At 65.3% G+C, this 17771-nt stretch carries 15 protein-coding genes; 6 read left to right on the forward strand and 9 right to left on the reverse strand.

Annotation, left to right across the window (positions count from 1 at the left end; all coding sequences use genetic code 11):
• Window positions 1-34: 34 nt before the first annotated feature.
• The 6 genes from AC0L21_RS14405 to AC0L21_RS14430 all read left to right on the forward strand — a co-directional run bounded on the left by AC0L21_RS14405 (window position 35) and on the right by AC0L21_RS14430 (window position 9602).
• Window positions 35-352 (forward strand): PilZ domain-containing protein, encoded by a 318-nt coding sequence (locus AC0L21_RS14405; protein ID WP_473262516.1) that lies wholly within the window; start codon window positions 35-37, stop codon window positions 350-352.
• Window positions 353-476: 124 nt separating this feature from the next.
• Window positions 477-1199: a nucleotidyltransferase family protein gene (locus AC0L21_RS14410; protein ID WP_027566154.1), complete on the forward strand. Its 723-nt coding sequence runs from the start codon at window positions 477-479 to the stop codon at window positions 1197-1199.
• 213 nt (window positions 1200-1412) lie between these two features.
• Window positions 1413-4559, forward strand: a complete 3147-nt coding sequence (gene addB, locus AC0L21_RS14415; RefSeq protein ID WP_473262518.1) for a double-strand break repair protein AddB — start codon at window positions 1413-1415, stop codon at window positions 4557-4559.
• A complete protein-coding gene (addA, locus tag AC0L21_RS14420) occupies window positions 4553-8062 on the forward strand; it encodes a double-strand break repair helicase AddA (protein WP_473262519.1) in 3510 nt (1169 codons plus the stop codon). Before addB ends, addA begins: the two co-directional genes overlap by 7 nt.
• Window positions 8063-8125: 63 nt before the next feature.
• Window positions 8126-8446 carry a thioredoxin gene (trxA, locus tag AC0L21_RS14425; RefSeq protein ID WP_007598398.1) on the forward strand — a complete coding sequence of 107 codons (321 nt, stop codon included), beginning with the start codon at window positions 8126-8128 and terminating at the stop codon, window positions 8444-8446.
• A gap of 142 nt (window positions 8447-8588) precedes the next feature.
• The gene (locus AC0L21_RS14430) at window positions 8589-9602 is read left to right on the forward strand and encodes an ATP-dependent DNA ligase (protein WP_473262537.1); all 1014 of its coding nucleotides are present in this window, start codon (window positions 8589-8591) and stop codon (window positions 9600-9602) included.
• A 10-nt stretch (window positions 9603-9612) separates the two neighbouring features.
• Here the strand turns inward: AC0L21_RS14430 and AC0L21_RS14435 are convergent, their stop codons facing one another.
• From AC0L21_RS14435 to sppA, 9 genes are all read right to left on the reverse strand, one after another.
• Complete coding sequence (locus AC0L21_RS14435) at window positions 9613-10353, reverse strand: metallophosphoesterase family protein (RefSeq protein WP_473262520.1); 741 nt, start codon at window positions 10351-10353, stop codon at window positions 9613-9615.
• A 99-nt stretch (window positions 10354-10452) separates the two neighbouring features.
• Window positions 10453-11796, reverse strand: a complete 1344-nt coding sequence (locus tag AC0L21_RS14440) for a bifunctional folylpolyglutamate synthase/dihydrofolate synthase (RefSeq protein ID WP_473262521.1) — start codon at window positions 11794-11796, stop codon at window positions 10453-10455.
• The gene (gene accD, locus AC0L21_RS14445) at window positions 11793-12734 is read right to left on the reverse strand and encodes an acetyl-CoA carboxylase, carboxyltransferase subunit beta (RefSeq protein WP_456766997.1); all 942 of its coding nucleotides are present in this window, start codon (window positions 12732-12734) and stop codon (window positions 11793-11795) included. Before accD ends, AC0L21_RS14440 begins: the two co-directional genes overlap by 4 nt.
• A 124-nt stretch (window positions 12735-12858) precedes the next feature.
• Complete coding sequence (gene trpA, locus AC0L21_RS14450; RefSeq protein ID WP_473262522.1) at window positions 12859-13695, reverse strand: tryptophan synthase subunit alpha; 837 nt, start codon at window positions 13693-13695, stop codon at window positions 12859-12861.
• Complete coding sequence (gene trpB / locus AC0L21_RS14455; protein WP_473262523.1) at window positions 13692-14909, reverse strand: tryptophan synthase subunit beta; 1218 nt, start codon at window positions 14907-14909, stop codon at window positions 13692-13694. The genes trpA and trpB overlap by 4 nt, the downstream gene beginning before the upstream one ends.
• Complete coding sequence (locus tag AC0L21_RS14460) at window positions 14906-15577, reverse strand: phosphoribosylanthranilate isomerase (protein ID WP_473262524.1); 672 nt, start codon at window positions 15575-15577, stop codon at window positions 14906-14908. The genes trpB and AC0L21_RS14460 overlap by 4 nt, the downstream gene beginning before the upstream one ends.
• Window positions 15578-15658: 81 nt before the next feature.
• Window positions 15659-16051 (reverse strand): lipopolysaccharide assembly protein LapA domain-containing protein, encoded by a 393-nt coding sequence (locus AC0L21_RS14465; RefSeq protein WP_473262525.1) that lies wholly within the window; start codon window positions 16049-16051, stop codon window positions 15659-15661.
• A gap of 71 nt (window positions 16052-16122) precedes the next feature.
• A complete protein-coding gene (locus AC0L21_RS14470) occupies window positions 16123-16428 on the reverse strand; it encodes an integration host factor subunit beta (protein ID WP_007598410.1) in 306 nt (101 codons plus the stop codon).
• Between the two features lie 171 nt (window positions 16429-16599).
• Window positions 16600-17580 (reverse strand): signal peptide peptidase SppA, encoded by a 981-nt coding sequence (gene sppA, locus AC0L21_RS14475; protein WP_473262526.1) that lies wholly within the window; start codon window positions 17578-17580, stop codon window positions 16600-16602.
• Between the last annotated feature and the right edge of the window lie 191 nt (window positions 17581-17771).

Consider the following 17771-nt stretch of genomic DNA (forward strand, 5'->3'; position numbering starts at 1 on the left):
GCAGCCGGATGAATACGGGGCTGGAGCAGGGCAGATGGCGGTGAAGACGGACCAGCGCGGCAACAGCCGGGTTGTTTTCGAGCGCGGGATCGCGGCCCAGATGATGGGTATCGACGGCACCTGGCGGCGCGACTGCACCATGGAGGACGTCTCCGACAGCGGCGCCAAATTGACCATCGAGGGCTCGGTCGAAGGCTTGCATCTGAAGGAGTTTTTTCTGCTGCTGTCGTCCACCGGACTTGCGTACCGACGCTGCGAGCTCGCCTGGGTCAATGGCGACCAGATCGGCGTCAACTTTCTCAAGCTCGGCGACAAGAAGAAAAAGGCGCGTTCCACATCCATCGGGGCGTAACGGCAACACCCGTCGTACAAGCGTCACGGCAGATGGTTAAGGCGGTTAAGACGCGGTGCGGTCAGTCAAACCTCGTGTTAGGATTGCTGCGAACGCGAAATCAGTGGGTCTGAGAAAGCGAAGGATGTCCGTCAAACCGACCAAAGCCATGGTGCTCGCCGCGGGGTTCGGCCTGCGCATGCGTCCGTTGACGGACAAGATGCCGAAACCGATGGTTCCGGTGGCCGGCCAGCCGCTGCTCGACCACGTGCTCGACAAGCTCGGCCAGGCCGGCGTGAGCGAGGCGGTGGTCAACGTGCACTACCTGCCGGACCAGATCATCGATCACACCGCATCCCGCCAGCATCCGCGCGTGACCATCTCGGACGAGCGCGACCAGGTACTCGGCACGGGCGGCGGCGTGGTCAAGGCACTGCCGCTGCTCGGGGACGCACCGTTCTTTCACGTCAATTCCGACACGCTATGGATCGACGGCGTGCGCTCGAACCTGACGCGGCTCGCCGAAAACTTCGATCCCGCGCGGATGGACATTTTGCTGCTGATGGCGCCGACGGCAACCAGCATCGGCTATAGCGGCCGCGGAGATTACGGCATGCTGGCCGACGGCGCCCTGCGCAAGCGCAAGGAAAAAGAAGTCGTTCCGTTCGTCTATGCCGGCGCGGCCATCCTGTCGCCGTCGATCTTCGCCGATGCCCCGACGGGCGAGTTCTCGCTGACCAAGATGTTCGACCGTGCCAACGAGCAGGAGCGGCTGTTCGGCCTTCGCCTCGACGGCGTCTGGATGCATGTCGGCACGCCTGATGCCGTCCACGCGGCCGAAGAGGCGTTTCTGGAGAGCGTGGCGTAGGACTGCGCCGTCATGCCCCGCGAAAGCGGGGCATCCAGTACGCCGCGGCTTCTCGGCTGAATCTCCCCCGTCTCTGGAATACTGGATCATCCGCCTTCGCGGATGATGACACCAGTCCAGGTCCGGCGAACAGCGGGGACTATCTCCCCTCCACCCATATCCATTTGAGTCCGCCTCCCTATATTGGCGCCTGATTCCCGAATCAGGCAGCTCATGCGCGTTTTCAGCGTTCCCATCTCAGTTCCGTTCCTGCGCACCGTCGTCTCAAGCCTGCTCGACGGCCGGCTGGTCGAGGGCTTCGAGGCGCGCAACGAGCCGGCACGGCTGGCGGATGTCACCCTGTACCTGCCGACACGGCGCGCCATGCGTATCGTCCGCGAGATCTTCCTCGACGAGATGAAGGCGGACGCCATCGTGCTGCCGCGCATCGTCGCGCTCGGCGACATCGACGAGGATGAGCTCGCTTTCGCCGATGAGGGCGAACAGTTTTCCGGCGCAACGCAGCTCGACATTCCGCCGCGGCTCGGCGAGCTCGAACGGCGGCTGACACTGGCGCAGCTCGTCGCAGCCTGGGCCAAGGGCCCGGTGCTGTCTCCGCTGGTCGTCGGCGGCCCCGCTTCGACGCTGGCACTGGCGTCCGATCTCGCGCGCCTGATCGACGACATGGTCACGCGCGGCGTCGACTGGAGCGCGCTCGACGGCCTCGTGCCAGATATGCTCGACCGCTACTGGCAGCACTCGCTTGAATTTTTGCGCATCGCGCGCATCGCCTGGCCCGGTCATCTCGCCGAGATCAACCGGATCGAGCCCGCTGCCCGCCGCGACCTTCTGATTGATGCCGAAGCCAGGCGGCTGACCGCGCATCCCCATGGCCCCGTGATCGCGGCCGGGTCGACCGGCTCGATGCCGGCCACGGCAAGATTTCTCCACGCAGTCGCCTCGCTGCCGCATGGGGCCGTGGTGCTGCCCGGCCTCGACACCGATCTCGACGACGATGCCTGGCGCAGCATCGGCGGCGTACGCGACTCGCTCGGCAAGTTCGCGGAGCATCCGGTCTCGAACCATCCGCAATATGCCATGCACGCGCTGCTGGATCGTTTTGGCATCAGGCGCAGCGACGTCGATATCCTCAAGCCGCCGGCGGAAGGCGGTCGCGATCTGCTCGCCTCCGAATCGATGCGGCCATCAGCCAAGACCGAGATCTGGCACGACCGGCTGAAGCAGCCGGATGTGGCCTTAAAGATCACCGGCGGCATGAAGAACCTCGCGGTTGTCGAAGCTCCCAACCCCGAGATGGAAGCGCTCGCGATCGCAATCGCGATGCGCGAGGCGCGGCACCTCGATAAATCCGCAGCGCTGGTCACGCCCGATCGCGCGCTGGCGCGGCGGGTGATGGCTGCGCTGACCCGGTGGGATCTCGCATTCGATGATTCCGGCGGCGACGTCCTGATGGAAACCTCCGCCGGCGTCTTTGCGCGACTGACAGCGGAGGCTGCGACCGAGGGATTGGAGCCGCCGACGCTGCTCGCGATGCTGAAGCATCCGCTGTGTCGGCTCGGCCGGGCGCCTGGCGCATGGAAGGCGGCGATCGAAAGCCTGGAGCTCGCGCTGTTGCGCGGCACGCGTCCGCCTGCGGGCACCGCCGGCCTGTTGCGCGAATTCAATCGCTTTCGCGAGGAATTGGCCAAGCTGTGGCGCAGCGAGGTCTCCGCGCTGCATAAGGCCGAGCCGCGTGCACGTCTCAAGGCGGAAGACCTCGATCGCATTCAGGCGCTGATCGATGGCTTGCGACAAGCCTTGGCGCCGATCGAGAGTCTTGCGTCATCAAGACCGTATGACTTCGCCGAACTCGCGCATCGGCATCGCGAGATCATGATCGAGCTGTCGCGCGACGAGCAGGGCATCCCGCTGGCGTTCGAGGAGCGCGAAGGCCTCGCACTCGCCAGCGCCTTCGACGATCTCCTGCGCGGCGGCACCACCAGCGGATTGATGGTCACGCTGCCCGACTACGCAGACGTGTTCCAGACCGCGTTCGGTGATCGCGCGGTGCGGCGGCGAGACAGGCCGGGCGCGCGGCTCCAGATCTACGGTCCGCTGGAATCGCGCCTGATGCAAGCCGACCGAATCATCGTCGGTGGGCTGATCGAGGGCGTCTGGCCACCGGCACCGCGTATCGATCCGTGGTTGAGCCGGCCGATGCGGCACCAGCTGGGCCTCGATCTGCCGGAACGCCGTATCGGCCTCTCCGCGCACGACTTTGCGCAACTGCTCGGCGGCGACGAGGTCATCCTCACCCACTCCGCCAAGGCCGTCGGTTCGCCCGCGGTCGCCTCGCGCTTCCTGCACCGGTTGGAGGCGGTCGCTGGCGATGCGCACTGGAAGGCCGCGATTCGCGCGGGCGAGACATACGTGCAGTTCGCAGCCGCGCTGGACCAGCCCGACGAGGTCAGACCGATCAAGCAGCCGGAGCCGCGACCGCCACGCGCGACCCGGCCGCTCAGGATGTCTGTGACTGGGATCGAGGACTGGCTGCGCGATCCCTATACGATCTACGCAAAACACATTTTGCGGCTCGACGCGCTCGATCCCGTCGACATGCCGCTGTCGGCGGCCGACCGCGGCTCGGCGATCCATGATGCGCTCGGCGAGTTCACGGAACGCTACGCCACGAATCTGCCCGACGATCCTGCGCGCGTGCTGCGGGCGATCGGCGAAAAACATTTTGCACCACTCATGGAGCGACCCGAGGCGCGGGCGCTGTGGTGGCCGCGCTTCCAGCGCATCGCGCGCTGGTTCGGCGAATGGGAGACGGCACGGCGGGGCGTGATCGAGGCGATCGCCGCGGAAACCCGCGGCGAGATCTCGATCCCGCTCGACCATGGGCGCAGCTTCCGTCTCTCCGCGCGCGCCGACCGCATCGAACGGCGCCAGGGCGGCGGCTACGCCATCCTCGACTACAAGACCGGCCAGCCACCGACCGGCAAGCAGGTCCGCATGGGCCTGTCGCCGCAGCTCACGCTGGAAGCCGCGATCCTGCGCGAGGGCGGTTTTCCCGACATCGACGCCGGCGCGTCCGTGAGCCAGCTCGTCTATGTTCGCCTGAGCGGCAACAATCCGCCGGGCGAAGAACGCATTCTCGAGCTCAAGTTCAAGCAGGGTGACGAGCCACAGCCGCCTGATACGGCTGCCGCCGAAGCACGGGCAAAGCTCGAGGCGCTCATCCGCGCCTTCGAGGACGAGAACCAGCCCTACACCTCGTTGAACCTGCCGATGTGGACCAACCGCTACGGCGCCTATGACGATCTCGCCCGGATCAAGGAATGGTCCGCGGCCGGTGGATTGGGGATCGAGGAATGGTGAAGGCACCGCGCCCCATCCCGGATGAGGTGCGCGCGAGGCAAGCGCGCGCATCGGACCCGACCGCTTCGGCCTTCGTGTCGGCCAATGCCGGCTCGGGCAAGACGCATGTGCTGGTGCAGCGGGTGATCCGCCTGCTGCTCTCGGGCGTGCCGCCGGAAAAAATCCTCTGCATCACCTTCACTAAGGCGGCCGCCGCCAACATGGCCGAGCGCGTGTTCACCACGCTCGGGCATTGGGTGACGCTCGACGACACGGCACTCGATGCTGCGATCCGCGCGGTCGGCATCCCGCACCCCAGTGCAAGATTGCGGCGCGACGCACGAAAGCTGTTCGCCTGTGCGCTGGAGACGCCCGGCGGGCTAAAGGTGCAGACCATCCACGCCCTGTGCACGCGTTTGCTCCAGCAGTTTCCGTTCGAGGCCAATGTCCCCGCGCGCTTCGCCGTGATCGACGAGCGCGACCAGACCGACATGATGGAACGCGCCAATCTGAAGGTGCTGCTGGAGGCAGCCCGCGACCCTGACAGCGTGACCGGCCGCGCGCTGCTGACCGCGATGGCGAGCGCCGCCGATGTCACCTTCAAGGAAGTCGTCCGCGAGGCATGTCTAAGCCGCGATCATTTCATGGCCTGGACCGATGAAGCCGGCAGCGCAGAGCTGGCTGCCGCGCAGATGGCAGCGGCGTTGGGCGTGGACGCGAACGATCGCATCGAGGACATCGAGACCGAGATTGTCGACGGTCCGTTCCTGCCGCGATCGCGCTGGGACGACATCGCTTTTGCACTGGAGGACGGCAGCAAGTCCGACAAGGACCAGGCCTGTCGGCTCCGCGAGGCAAAGGTGTTTTCCGGCGCCGCGCAGGTCGATGCCTATCTCAGCGTTTTCCTGACCGACGAAAAGCTGCCGCGCAAGGCGGTACTGACCAAGAAATTCTGCGATCACAACCCGTCCGTCGCCCGCCTGTTCGAGAACGAGGCGCAGCGCGTCAGTGGGTTGATCGAGAAGCGCCGTGCGGTGACCATGCGGGACCGCACCGCGGCCCTGCTGCATATCGCGACGGCGGCTGCCGCGAACTACCGCCGCGAGAAGCAGGAGCGCGGGCTGCTCGACTATGACGACCTCATCGACAAGACGCTGGCGATGCTGGATCGCGTTTCCTCGGGTTGGGTGCATTACAAGCTCGACCGCGGCGTCGATCACGTGCTGATCGACGAAGCCCAGGACACCAGCCCGCGGCAATGGGACATCGTCGCGCACATCATCTCGGAATTCACCTCCGGCGAAGGCGCGCGCGAGGGGCTGAACCGCACCGTCTTTGCTGTCGGCGATGAGAAGCAGTCGATTTTCTCATTCCAGGGCGCGCAGCCCCGAGAGTTCGACGCACGCCGGCGCGAGCTGCACCGCAAGTTCACGGCGGCTGGACTGAAATTCGATCCGGTCGCCTTCACCTATTCGTTCCGCTCCGGCGCCGCGATCCTGCATTCGGTGGACCACGTCTTCCGTGAGCCCGCGATCTACAAGAGCATTCATTCGATCGAGACCGGCCATCCCCTGCACAATGCACTCGGCGATGCCGCCCCCAGCGTGATCGAACTATGGGACCTTGCGGAAGCCGACGACAGGCAGGAGATCGAGGGCTGGCGCGCGCCGTTCGACGGCGTCGCCGCCACCAGCCCCGAGGTGAAGCTCGCGCGCCGCATCCAGACCGAAATCAAGCGGCTGGTCGAGAGCGGCACGCTGACCGGGCACGAGGGCGAGCGGCGTCCCCTACGCTATGGCGACATGCTGATCCTGGTGCGCCGGCGCGGCAATGCGTTCGACGCGGTGATCCAGGCGCTGAAACACGCCAATGTTCCGGTCGCCGGCGCCGATCGGCTCAAGCTGACCGAGCACATCGGAATCATCGACCTGATGAACCTTGCGGACGCGCTGCTGCTGCCGCAGGACGATCTCGCGCTCGCGGTGGCGCTGAAGAGCCCGCTGTTCGGGCTCGATGACGACGATCTGTTCCAGCTGGCCCATGACCGCAAGGGATCGCTGCGCCGCGCGCTTGGCGAGTATGCCGCGACAAGCGAAAAATTCACCGCGGCGTTGCGACGCCTCGAAGCCTGCGAAATCCGCGCCCGCGAGGAGACGCCGTTCGCCTTTTACGCCTGGCTGCTCGGAGGCGACTGCGGACGCGCGCGCATGCTGCGCCGGCTCGGTCATGAGGCCAATGACGCGCTCGACGAGTTCCTGGAGCTGGCGCTGAATTACGAGCGCAAGGCGCCGGCCTCGCTGCAGGGTTTCATGGCCTGGCTGCGCTCGGCCGATACCGAGGTGAAGCGCGACATGGAGATCTCGCGCGACGAGGTGCGGGTGATGACCGTGCACGGCGCCAAGGGCCTGGAAGCCTCGGTTGTGTTCATGGTGGACACCACATCGTCGCCTGCGGATTCGCAGCGGCTGCGGCTGATCCACGTCCCGCGCGGCAATGGCGGCGAGGTGGTGGTCTGGGCCGGACGCAAGGCGGACGATCCCAAGCCCGTCGCCGACGCCCGCAAGGCGATGCTCGAGGAGACCGAGGACGAATACCGGCGCCTGCTCTACGTCGCGATGACGCGCGCCGCCGACCGGCTCATCGTCGGCGGCTGCATGCCCGGCAACATGAAGACGGTCCGCAAGCTGAGCTGGTACGATCTGGTCGACACCGGGCTCGCCGGCTCGGGCCTGGCGAAAGAGACGATCGGGACGCCGCTGGGAAAAGTGACGCGCTTCTCCCGACCGGAGGATGTCGTGGCGCTGGGCACGCCCGCGACCTCGTTGGACCAGACGACCGCGCTGCCGGACTGGCTGCGGACGCCGGCACCGCACGAGACCATCGACGACGATCCGGTGCGCCCCTCCGGCCAGCCATCCGGGGAAGGCCGCGCCGTGCTGTCAGGCGAATCAGTGCAGTCCCGCGCGCTCGCGCTGCAACGCGGCACGCTGGTGCACCGGCTGCTGCAATCGCTCCCCGACATCCCCACCGAGCGCCGACGCGACGCCGCGCTCGGCTTCATGGCGCGCAATGCCGCGGACTGGGCGGAGGCCGACCGTGCCGCGCTGGTCGACAAGGTGCTCGCTTTGATCGCCGAGCCACGATTCGCGCCGGTGTTTGCCGCCGGCAGCCGGGCGGAGGTCGCGATCGTCGGCAGGCTGGAGCGGCCGGGCCGTCCCCCAGCGCTGGTGTCGGGCCAGATCGACCGGCTGGTCGTTCGGCCGGATGAGATCCTGATCGTCGATTTCAAGACCAATCAGGCGGCTCCCAAGAGCGCCGCCGCGGCGCCCGTCGCCTATGTCCGGCAGCTGGCGCTGTACCGGGCGGTGCTATCGAGGCTTTATCCCCAAAAGCCAGTCCGCGCCGTCCTGCTCTGGACCGAGGCCCTTGGATATATGGAGATTTCGGCGCCCGCGCTGGACGCGGCGCTGGCATCTCTTCATCTCGGTGTGAGCGTCCTTGACCCGGCAAGGAGCCATTCATAGGTTGACGCCATGATCTCGGGCGCGATTCCCGTCGCGCCCTTCTCTCAGGTACGAGGTACTCCCATGGCCGTTGGTAAGGTTTCTGACACCGATTTCGAAGCCGAAGTGCTCAAGGCAAACGGCCCCGTGGTCGTCGATTTCTGGGCCGAATGGTGCGGCCCCTGCCGCATGATCGCACCCGCGCTCGACGAGATCGCCGGCGCGATGGGCGACAAGGTCAAGATCGTGAAGCTCAACGTCGACGAGAGCCCGAAGACCGCGTCGAAATATGGCGTGATGTCGATCCCGACCCTGATGATCTTCAAGGGTGGCGAGATGGCCTCCCGCCAGGTCGGCGCGGCGCCGAAGGCGAAGCTGCAGCAGTGGATCACCTCTGCGGTCTGATCCGCCTCGCACGAAATAATTTTTGGAAACGGCCGGCGAAAGCCGGCCGTTTTGCGTTGATGGGACAGTTCCAGCGTAAGACGAGTCCCTGCCTGTGCCTCCCCCTGCAAGACGCGCGCGAAAATCGACATCTCTCGTGGCGATGGAGGCGCGCTCGGTCGACGCGATCCCGCGCGGCAAGGAGTGGCAATACGAGCCGAAATGGGATGGCTTCCGCTGCCTGCTGTCGCGCCACGGCGGCAGCATTGATCTGCGCTCGAAATCCGGCGAGGACCTCGCGCGCTATTTCCCCGAGATCGTCGCCGCAGCGCTGAAGCTGAAGGCGGATCGCTTCACGCTCGACGGCGAGATCGTGGTGCCGCAGGGCAAGGGGTTTTCCTTCGATGCGCTGCTGCAGCGTATTCATCCCGCTTCGAGCCGCGTGAATAAGCTCTCTCAGGAAACGCCGGCGCTCTATCTCGCGTTCGATCTGCTTGCGACGGCCAGGGAGAAGCAGCTTGCCGGGCAGCCGCTGAGCGAACGACGACCGGCGCTGGAAGCGTTTGCCAAGGCCAATCTGAAAAGCAGTCTCTTCCGCCTCTCACCGGCGACGACGAGCTATGCCGTTGCGAAGAAATGGCTGGCGCAATCCGGCGGCGGCTCGGACGGCGTCATCGCCAAGCGCATCGACCTGCCCTACCAGGCGGGAAATCGCGACGGCATGCAGAAGATCAAGAAATTCCGCAGTGCCGATTGCGTGGTCGGCGGCTTCCGCTATGCCACCAACAAGATCGCCGGCCGCAAGGTGGTCGGGTCGCTGCTGCTCGGACTCTATGACGACGAAGGTCTCCTGCATCATGTCGGTTTTACCTCGGCAATTAAGGCGACGGAAAAGCCTGGTCTGACCGATCGGCTGGAGGCGTTGATCGGCGAGCCGGGCTTCACCGGCAACGCACCGGGCGGGCCGAGCCGCTGGTCCACCGAGCGGTCTGCGAAGTGGTGTCCGCTCAAGCCGAAGCTCGTGATCGAGGTCTGCTACGACCATTTCAGCGGCGAGCGCTTTCGCCACGGCACCTCGATCCTGCGCTGGCGTCCCGACAAGGCCCCACGACAATGCAGCTTCGAACAGCTGAAGCAGAAGGCGGTGGACCCGAAGAAGCTGCTGAAACAGCTGTAGCCGGTAGCCGCTAGGCAAGCCATCCCGTCGCCAGCGCGTTCGCCAGCTCCGGCTGGCCGTTGCGGCTAGCGAGCGCGGCCATCGTCTCATGATCGTAGACGACATGGCGGAACGTGACCTGCCAGGCACCATCGGCCAGCTCGAGGATCGCGTAACGCGCGTGCGGCGTACCGGCCTCCACGACATGCGGGAACGGATGCTTGTCGCGATAGCCGGGGCTGCCGACGCTGCCGGGATTGACGATCAGCCTTCCGTCGCGAAGTCGTACGGCACGGGCGAGATGGGTGTGGGCGCACAGGATCAGCGATTGCGCGATGCCTTGCGCAAATTGCTCGATGCGATCGAGCGGCGACAGCGCCATCGCGCCATCGGGATGCACGGTATCGAGCCAATAGACTTCGTCATTGTCGGGCGTCGCGTGGCAGAGGAACACCTGATCGCGAAAGACGCGCGTCATCGGCTGCGCACGCAGCCAGTCGAGTTGCGCGGCATCGAGCGCTGCATGGGCCGGGCGATCCCACGAACCCATCTTCTCCGGCGGACGGTCGAGCAGATAGCGGTCGTGATTGCCGAGCACGTGCACGGCATCGAGCTGCATCAGGATCTCGATGGTCCGGCGCGCATCGAGCGGGCCGCTCAGCATGTCGCCGAGATTGACGATGTCGGAGACGCCTTGCGCGCGGATGTCGGCGTGCACAGCTTCCAGCGCGAGGTAATTTCCGTGGACGTCGGCAATCGCTGCAAAGCGCATGGAGATTCCTGTAGCCCGGATGGAGCGAAGCGTGATCCGGGGCCTTTATCGCTTGTACAGTCCCGGATTGCGCTCCGCTCCATCCGGGCTACGCAACTTCTATGTAGGAGGCGTGCCGTTGATGGCGAGCACGTGGCCGGCGAGATAGAGCGAGCCGGTGATCAGGATGCGCGGCGGCACTTCGTAGGCGAGCTTCGCCAAGGCGCGCAGTGCGGCTTCGATGCCGGGCGCGGGCTCGACGCGCATGCCGAGGTTGCGGGCGGCATCCGTGAGGCGGTCGACCGGCATGGCGTTGTCGGTGTCGGGAATCGGCACCGCGATGATGTGGCGGGTCAGACCGGCGAAATTGGCGAGAAAACCCTGCGCGTCCTTGTTGGCCATCATACCCGCGATCACGACCAGCGGCCGCGACACCCGTTCTTCGAGATCGCCGAGCGCGGCCGCCGCGACGCGGCCGCCTTCCGCATTATGGCCGCCGTCGAGCCAGATCTCCGACCCCTGCGGGCCGAGAGCGAGTAGCTCGCCCGAAGCGATGCGCTGCATCCGTGCCGGCCATTCGGCCCCGACAATCCCGGCCTCGAACGCCGCCTGGTTGACCTTGAAGGCGTTGGTGGCCCGCAACGCCGCGATGGCGAGACCGGCGTTGTCGAACTGGTGGCGACCAAACAGACGCGGCGCGGTGAGGTCCATCAAGCCGCGCTCATCGGAATAAACCAGCCGCCCATGCTCGACATTGACATGCCAGCTCTCGCCCGCGGCAAACAACGGCGCGCGCATGCGCCTGGCCTGCGCCTCGATCACGGCCATCGCTTCAGCCGGCTGTTCGGCGCAAACCACGGGCACACCGCGCTTGATGATCGCGGCCTTTTCGCCGGCGATCGACGTCAAGGTGTCGCCGAGGAAATCCATGTGGTCCATGCTGACAGGCGTGATCACGCAGGCCGCCGGTGTATCGACCACGTTGGTTGAATCCAGCCGGCCACCAAGGCCGACCTCCAGCAGAACCACATCGGCCGGGTTCTGCGCGAACAGGTGAAATGCAGCCGCCGTCTTGAGCTCGAACACGGTGGCCGGCTCGCCGGCATTGACACGCTCGACCTCTTCCAGCGCCGAGCGCAACTCGTCGTCACGGACCAGCACGCCGCCACCGACGCGGCCGAGCCGGAAACATTCGTTGATGCGAACGAGATAGGGCGACGTGTAGGCGTGGACGCGCAGGCCGGCGGCTTCCAGCGTCGCGCGCAGATAAGCCAGCGTCGAGCCCTTGCCGTTGGTGCCGGCGATGTGGATCACCGGCGGCAGCTTGCGCTCGGGGTGACCGAGCCGCTCGAGCAGGCGGTGCATCCGCTCCAGCCCGAGATCGATGCGTTTCTGATGCAGCGCCGACAGCCGCCCGACCAATTCGTCAAGCGGCGGCTTGGCGCGGTCAGAGGAAGCGTTCACGCGTGCGGCGCGGCCGGCGCCGTTTCGGGAGCCGATACGATCTGCGCCGGACTGACGACCGGCTGTACCGGCTTTGACGCGGTCTCAAGCGCCGGCGCCCTGGTCAACAATCGGCAGAGCCGCGCCAGGGTCGGACGCAATTCGTGACGATGCACGACCATGTCGACCATGCCGTGCTCCTTGAGATATTCGGCGCGCTGAAAACCCTCGGGGAGTTTTTCGCGAATGGTCTGCTCGATCACGCGCGCGCCGGCAAAACCGATCAGCGCGCCCGGTTCGGCAATCTGCACGTCACCGAGCATCGCATAGGACGCGGTGACGCCGCCGGTGGTCGGGTTGGTCAGCACGACGATGTAGGGCTGTTTTGCTTCACGCAGCATCTGCACCGCGACCGTGGTGCGCGGCATCTGCATCAGCGACAGGATGCCTTCCTGCATGCGCGCGCCACCTGAGGCGGCGAACACGATGAAGGGTGACTTCTTCTCGACCGCAAGCTCGAGCCCGCGCACGATGGCTTCGCCTGCGGCCATGCCGAGCGAGCCGCCCATGAAGTCGAAATCCTGCACGGCGACGACGACGGCGGCACCTTCGAGCTTGCCGTAGCCGACCTTGATCGCGTCGTTCAGGTTGGTTCGCGCGCGCGCATCCTTGATGCGATCGACGTACTTCTTCTCGTCACGGAACTTGAGCGGGTCGGGCGTGACGTCGGGCAGCGCGACGTCGTACCAGGTCTCGTTGTCGAAAATCGACTTCAGACGCGCCACCGCGTTCATGCGCATGTGATAGTTCGAGCCAGGAATGACGAACTGGTTGGCCTCGACATCCTTGTAGAACACGAGCTGTCCGGAATCCGGGCACTTGATCCACAGATTCTCCGGCGTCTCCCGCCGCAGCATGTTGCGGATCTTCGGCCGGACCACATTGGTAAGCCAGTTCATGGTTTGCTCCGATGTGCGATCCCGCCTGGGGACCGCCTGAAGGGATATATGGCGGCCGGGACCCGGCCCGGCAAGCCGCCGTATCGTCGGACTTGCTCATCGGACTTGGCAGCGGAATTATGGCCTATTCCGCCGCCTGTTGCGCGCCTTTGACGCCCTGGGCCAGTGCCGCCGTCAGCTCAGCGACGGCGTTGACGGTCTTGCCGGTGGCGCGCCCGTCCGCATCGAGGCTGTTCTTGAGCGCATCGACCAGCGCGGTGCCGACTACCGAGCCATTGGCCTTTTCGGCAATGGCGCGCGCCGCCTCCGGCGTGCGGATGCCAAAACCGACGCATATCGGCAGCTTGGTATGCCGCTTGATGCGCGCGACCGCTTCGCCGACGGCATCGGCGTCCGCCGCCGCTGCACCGGTGATGCCGGCGATAGAGACATAATAGACAAAGCCTGACGTGTTCGCGAGCACCGCGGGGAGGCGCTTGTCGTCGGTGGTCGGGGTCGCGAGGCGAATGAAGTTCAGGCCTGCCTTCAGCGCGGGAACGCAGAGCTCCTCGTCTTCCTCCGGCGGCAGATCGACGATGATCAGACCGTCGATCCCGGCCGTCTTGGCATCAGCCAAAAACTTGTCGACGCCGTAGATGTAGATCGGATTGTAATAGCCCATCAGCACCAGCGGCGTGACGTTGTCGTCCTTGCGGAAATCACGCACCAGTTCCAGCGTCTTCTTCAAGGTCATGCCGGCCTTGAGCGCGCGCAGACCGGCAGCCTGAATCGAGGGACCATCCGCCATCGGATCAGTGAAGGGAATACCGAGTTCGATGACGTCGGCTCCTGCCTTGGGCAACGCCTTGACGATATTGAGCGATGTCGTGGGATCGGGATCGCCGGCCATCACATAAGTCACGAAGGCCGCGCGGCCGGCTTTCTTCAGCTCGGCGAAACGGGTGTCGATACGCGTGGTCACTTGCTTTTGCCCCTCAGGATGTCGCCGACCTGCGGGACGTCCTTGTCGCCGCGGCCGGACAGGTTGACGACCATCAGGTGATCTTTTGTCCGCTTCGGCGCGAGCTCCATCACCTTGGCGATGGCATGTGCCGGTTCGAGCGCCGGGATGATGCCTTCCAGCTTTGACAGCAGCTGGAACGCTGCGAGCGCCTCGTCGTCAGTCGCGGAGAGATAGTTCACGCGGCCGATCTCGTGCAGCCAGGAGTGCTCGGGCCCGATGCCGGGATAGTCGAGGCCGGCGGAGATCGAATGCGCGTCCTGGATCTGGCCGTCCGCGTCCATCAGGAGATAGGTGCGGTTGCCGTGCAGCACGCCGGGACGGCCGCCCGCGATCGATGCCGCATGCAGTTGCGTCAGCCCGTGGCCCGCAGCTTCGACACCGAAGATCTCGACTGTGGAATCGTCGAGGAACGGATGAAACAGGCCCATGGCGTTGGAGCCGCCGCCGATGCAGGCGACCAGCGAATCCGGCAGGCGGCCTTCGATCTCGTGCATCTGCGCCTTGGTCTCGTTGCCTATGATCGACTGGAAGTCGCGCACCAGCGTCGGATAGGGATGCGGACCCGCGACCGTGCCGATGCAGTAGAAGGTGTTGTGCACGTTGGTGACCCAGTCGCGCAACGCCTCGTTCATGGCGTCCTTTAGCGTACGGGTGCCCGACTGCACCGGGACCACCGTTGCGCCCAGCATCTCCATGCGGATGACGTTGGGCTGCTGCCGCTCGACGTCAACGGCGCCCATATAGACGATGCATTCAAGCCCGAAACGCGCGCACAGAGTCGCGGTGGCAACACCGTGCTGGCCGGCGCCGGTCTCGGCGATGATGCGCTTCTTGCCCATCCGCCGCGCCAGCATGATCTGGCCGAGCACGTTGTTCACCTTGTGCGAGCCGGTGTGGTTCAGCTCTTCACGCTTGAGATAGATTTTGGCGCCGCCCAGATGCTCGGTCAGACGCTCGGCGAAATAGAGCGGCGAAGGCCGGCCGACATAATTCTTGAGATAGCCGTTCATCTCGGCCTGGAAGGCCGGGTCGGCCTTGGCCTCGGTGTAGGCTTTCTCCAGATCGAGGATCAGCGGCATCAGGGTTTCGGCAACGAAACGTCCGCCGAAAATGCCGAAATGGCCGCGCTCGTCAGGACCGCTGCGATAGGAATTTGGTTTTACAACATTCATCGGACGCTCAACTCTTGACTTGCATCTTGGCTTGCGCGCGCGGCGCGAATGAAGGCCTTGATCATCTCGGGATCCTTCAGGCCCGGGGCGCTCTCGACACCGGAGGAGACGTCGACACCACCGGCGCGGGTGACGCGAACGGCTTCGGCGACGTTGTCGGCGCTTAGGCCACCCGACACCATATACGGGAACGCAAGCTCCAGGTTTCCGAGCAGATGCCAATCGAACGGTGCACCGAGGCCGCCCGGCCGAGTCGCGTCCTTCGGTGCGCGCGCGTCGAACAGGATGCGCTCGGCCACCTCTGCGTAGCCGGGCAGCACGGCGAGATCGGCTGACGTTGCGACCGGCACGACCTTCATCACCGGACGACCGAACCGTTGCCTGATGTCGCGCAGCCGGGCCACGCTCTCCGTGCCATGAAGCTGGAAAATGTCCGGGGACAGCGCGTCCATGATGTTGTCGAGCGTCGCATCGTCGGCATCGACGGTGAGCGCGACCTTGAGCGCGCGCCGCTTCACCTGTCGTCCGAGCTCCCGGCCGGCTTCCAGCGACAAATGCCGCGGCGACGGCGGGAAGAACACGAAGCCCACCATGTCTGCACCCGCATCGAGCGCCGTTTCGAGCGTCTCGGGTGTGGACAGGCCGCAGATTTTGACGAGCAGGGACATGTTCTCGAGGGATATGGGCTCAAAGCAAATGGAGGCCGCAGGTCCGCGGCCGGAAAACGGGCTTTTCGGTTGCGGCCGCTTCTACAACGTCGCGCGCTGCTTGTCTCGCCCGACGGGCCCGTAAAGCCCCACCCCGGAGGGAACGGGGAGGCGCTGGGACTCGGGCCTTGCTGCGGCCGCCTGGGCCCGCAGATCGGCCAGCTCGCCTCGCGCGGCGCGGGCATCCGCGTCATGTCGGCGCGCCGCACGCCGCCAGTGCCGCTGGCCGAACCAGACGGCACAACCGCCCGCGAGGACCCCAAGCGCGGCCACCACGATCAGGAGCAGGAACAGCGGCAGCGTGACCGAGAATGACGGGTCGTTGGACACGAAGGGATCGAACGAGACCGTGACGAAATGCCGGTTGGCGACGGCAAAGACCATCAGGATCAGGCCCAGCGGAATCACAACCAGTGCGGTCAGGAATTTTCGCATCTCGGCTCGCTCGCCTTGAATCAAGGTTGCGGCCGCATCACAGGCGACCGCGGGAAACCCTGAGGTGGACCTCAGTCTGGCGCGCCTGGATCCGGATGGTCGCGATTCAGCCGTTCGCGCATTTCCTTGCCGGTCTTGAAGAACGGAACGCTCTTCTGATCGACAGGGACATGGGCGCCGGTGCGCGGATTGCGCCCTGCGCGTGCAGGGCGGTGCTTGACCGAGAAGGCACCGAAGCCGCGCAACTCGACGCGGTCACCGCGCGCGAGAGCCGCTACGATCTCTTCGAGAATCGCATTCACAATGTTCTCGACATCCCGCTGGTACAGATGCGGGTTGTGCTCGGCGATACGCTGAACAAGTTCGGATTTGATCATCGAGAGATAGGACCCGGGAGCGTGCGGACGACCATTTCCGTGAAAATACCGTGATCTGTCAAGACGCTAAATGAAGGTTGAGCGTCGTGAAAATACGTGACAAATGCCAAAAAAGCAGGCTGGCCCTGCACGCGCCGAACGGGAAAAACCTCTGGGGCTCGCCCGGTTCCGTCAGTTCGACGCCGCCGGCTGCCACAAGGCGAGCATTCCATCCATTCCGAGCCGATCGACCGCCTGTGCGACGCCGGTTTGTCCGATTTGATGCGCAATCGAGCCTAAACCCAGTGCTTCCAGCGTTACTGCGGCCGCCGTCTTGAGGAACGGCAGATCGCTGAAGCGCGGCTGCAGCTTGTAATCGCGCACGGAGAGCCCCTTCTTGACGCCCTTCTGCTCGACCAGCCAGGTTACGGCGGTCTTCTCGTCGCCGATCTGGTCGATCAGCTTGAGATCGATGGCCTGGCGTCCGGTAAAGACACGGCCATCAACCACTTTCTCGAGCTGCGTGTCATCCATGCCACGCCGGTCCTTCACCAATCCCTTGAACCAGGCATAGGAATCCTTCACCAGCGCATCGAGCGCCGCCCGTGCCTCGGGACTGGTCGGCTCATAACCGTTGGGCGCGGCCTTCAGCGGCGTGGATTTTACCTCCTCGACCTTGACGCCGACGGTCTTCAACAGCTCCGAGACGTTCGGAAACTGGAACAGCACGCCGATCGAGCCGACCAGCGAACTCTGCTGGGCGATGATGTGATCGCTGGCGATCGCGGTGATGTAGCCGCCGGAAGCCGCGAGGCCTTCGACGACGACGACGAGCGGCTTCTTTGCCTTCAGACTCACAAGGGAATCGTAGAGCTGCTCGGAGCCGGCGGTGGTGCCGCCCGGCGAATTGATGTGAACGATGACGGCGGCGGCCTGCGAATTCTCCAGCCGCTCGAGCGCCTGCGTGCGATCGGAATCGCTGCGGATCAGGCCATCGATCTGGACCCGCGCGATCGAGCCGGCGGACGCGAACGTGCCGCGCGCACCCGGCGTCGCGACCAGCGCGAAGCCTGCGATCGCCGCGATCGCGATCAGCGCGGCCAATACGCGCCAGAACGTCAGCTTGCGGCGGATCCTGCGGCGATCGACGATGATGTCCGAATCGAGCGACATCTCAATGTCTCCAAGTGAAAGGCCAGGCGCGTTGTTGCCGTCGCAGCGTCACCATTGGCTTATCTGGATACATCAATTGCGGCGCAATTAGAAGAAAACAAGGCCGGTAGCCGCGTAGATGGGGTAACGGGTCGGCCTCCGCGGCCAAGCCGCGCTAGCTACGGCGCTATGTGATGCGCGCGTCGCGCGGC

The sequence above is a fragment of the Bradyrhizobium sp. WSM4873 genome, assembly GCF_055811355.1.